A 2,553-nucleotide genomic window follows, 5' to 3' on the forward strand; every position below is an offset into this window, starting at 1 on the left:
ATCCATTAGTTGCTTATGCCCTTATGATCTTTGTTCTGCTTTATATACCCTGCATAGCTACGATTGCCGTGATAAAGAGGGAGACAAATTCCTGGGCCTGGGCAGCTTTTACTGCATTTTATACCACTGCGGTTGCCTGGGTAGTATCCTTCATTGTCTATCAAGGAGGAAGGCTTTTGGGGTTGGAATGAGGAAGTAATAAAAGCAGGGAAAATAAAAAAAACAAGTACGTGTTTAGCTAAAGCTAAACAAAGCGATTTCTGGCTCTTTAATGAGGAAGCTCAACACATACCTTTTATGTGTTTGAAAAACCGTTCAAAATGGCTCCCGATTTTGGACAACTCTCAAACCCTGTTTTTAAGATTCAAAAATAAGGATTTTATTTTTTCTCAAATTTTGTTTTGAAAAATCTTTGTATTCTTTTGTATAATATAGCCAGATTTTATGAAAAATTGTTTTTAAGGGAAGGAGTGCCTTTATGAACGAAAAAGAAATAATGACGGTCAAACAGGTTGCAGAATATTTACAGATGGATGAACACACCGTCTATAAACTTGCCCGCACAGGACTTATCCCTTCACTCAAAATCGCTGGTCAGTGGCGGTTTAAAAAAGAGGTAATTGATAAATGGATAAGTGAGCAATCTTTGGAAAGAACAACACAAAAAGGCAAGGCAAAATAATGAGGCACAAGGAAAAGAAATATCCGAAAGCAATTTATAACTGGCCTGAAGACGAAAGACCGCGAGAGCGACTTTTAAAATTCGGTGCTGATAAACTTTCTGATACAGAACTTTTGGCAATCCTTTTAAGGGTTGGTTCAAGCGGGAAAAGTGCTGTGGATATGGCAAGAGAAGTGATAAACGAATTTGGGAATTTTAGGAATATTGACTCAAAAGGTTTTTCTGAACTAAAAAGAAAGGGGTTAGGTATTGCTAAAATTACACAGATAAAAGCAGCCATAGAAATTGGCAAAAGATTTCTTAAAGAAAAAAGTTTGACTAAAATCAAGGTTAAAACCAGCAAGGATATAGTTGATTATTTTATCCCTTACTTGAGGGATATGAAAAAAGAAATTTTTAAGGCAGTCCTACTTGATGGAAAGAATAAAATAATCAAAGATGTAACCATATCAGAAGGAACACTTACCAAAAGCATTGTCCATCCGAGAGAGGTTATAAAAGAAGCAGTTGCAGAATCAGGAGCGGCACTGGTGCTTATTCACAATCACCCAAGCGGTGAACCACGACCAAGCCAAGATGATATAGAAATAACAAACCGTATAATCTCTGCCTGTGAACTTGTAGGAATAAGGGTTTTAGACCATATCATCATTGGCGATAACAATTATTTTAGTTTTTTCAATGAAGGGCTGATTAAGGAGGAATAAACTATATGCCTGAAAAAGAATTTAAGCCAAGTGAGGAAGTTGAAGCTAAAGAAGGATATGTAAAGGATTTTTTGACTAATCGGTTAATCCGTCAAACCCCAGAGGAACAATCAAGACAAATTATGTTAATGAGATTGGTTCAAGAATATGAATACCCTAAAGAATGGATAAAAACCGAGTTTGAAATACAAAAAGGCAGTAAAAGAATTGGTCCTGCTGACATTGTTGTATTTAGGGATGGTAAAAGCAAAGACCAGGAGAATATTTGGATTATCATAGAAACCAAACGAAAGGAACGCTCTGATGGTATTGAACAATTAAAAACTTATCTTTCTCCCTGTAAAGGGGCAAAGTTTGGCATCTGGTTTAATGGCCAGGATATTGCATATCTGGAAGCATTAGACCGTGCCCCTTATTTTCGGGAAGTTCTCAAAATTCCTAAATGTGGCGAAACGACAATCCATCTTCCCGAGAAAAAAGACCTAAAACCAGCACCAGAATTAAGAAGCATTTTTGAAACCTGCCATAACTATATTTATGCAAATGAAGGATTGCTTAAAGAAAAGGTTTTTAACGAGGTTTTAAAACTTATCTTTATAAAAATGGTTGATGAAAAAAGGATTTCTGCTAAATGTGAATTTGGAATAACAACAGAGGAAGAAGAAGAAATAAAAGAGGGTAAGCCAAGTGTTTTTACAGATAGAATTATAAAACTTTTTGAAGAGGTAAAATCAAGGTATTCTGATGTCTTTGACCAGAATGAAAGGATAGCTCTAAAACCGATTACCCTTGCCTTTGTGGTAAGCCAACTTCAAGAATATAGCCTTATAGAGACAAAAGCAGATGTCAAAGGAATTGCCTTTCAGACATTTGTCTATGCTCACCAAAGGGGAGAAAGGGGAGAATTCTTTACCCCACATCCTATAGTAGAATTAGCAGTTAATATGCTTGATCCAAAGGATGATGAAAAATTTATTGACCCTGCCTGCGGCTCTGCAGGTTTTCTGGTTAGCGGGATGAATTATGTTAAAGAAAAATGTAACTATTCACCCTACCCATACTTAATCCCAATAGGAACAAGGGGTTTACTCATAAAAATCAAAGATAGTGTATCAATAACATTTTGTCCCTGCTTTCTCATAGTAGATATGTAACCTCTAATCC

The 2,553-nt window shown here is 36.1% G+C and carries 4 protein-coding genes; all 4 read left to right on the forward strand.

Features of this window, described 5'->3' with window-relative positions:
• Nucleotides 1–191: hypothetical protein (locus AB1630_12215; GenBank protein ID MEW6104558.1), on the forward strand; the 191-nt coding region annotated here is incomplete at its 5' end.
• A gap of 287 nt (nt 192–478) precedes the next feature.
• Nucleotides 479–682 carry a helix-turn-helix domain-containing protein gene (locus tag AB1630_12220; GenBank protein MEW6104559.1) on the forward strand — a complete coding sequence of 68 codons (204 nt, stop codon included), beginning with the start codon at nt 479–481 and terminating at the stop codon, nt 680–682.
• On the forward strand, nt 682–1,389 hold the full coding sequence (gene radC, locus AB1630_12225; GenBank protein ID MEW6104560.1) for a DNA repair protein RadC: 708 nt from the start codon (nt 682–684) through the stop codon (nt 1,387–1,389). The genes AB1630_12220 and radC overlap by 1 nt, the downstream gene beginning before the upstream one ends.
• Before the next feature lie 5 nt (nt 1,390–1,394).
• Nucleotides 1,395–2,543 carry a type I restriction enzyme HsdR N-terminal domain-containing protein gene (locus AB1630_12230; protein ID MEW6104561.1) on the forward strand — a complete coding sequence of 383 codons (1,149 nt, stop codon included), beginning with the start codon at nt 1,395–1,397 and terminating at the stop codon, nt 2,541–2,543.
• Nucleotides 2,544–2,553: the final 10 nt, after the last annotated feature.

It is taken from the genome of bacterium, assembly GCA_040753555.1.
In the GTDB taxonomy this organism is placed as follows: Bacteria; UBA9089; UBA9088; order UBA9088; family UBA9088; genus JBFLYE01.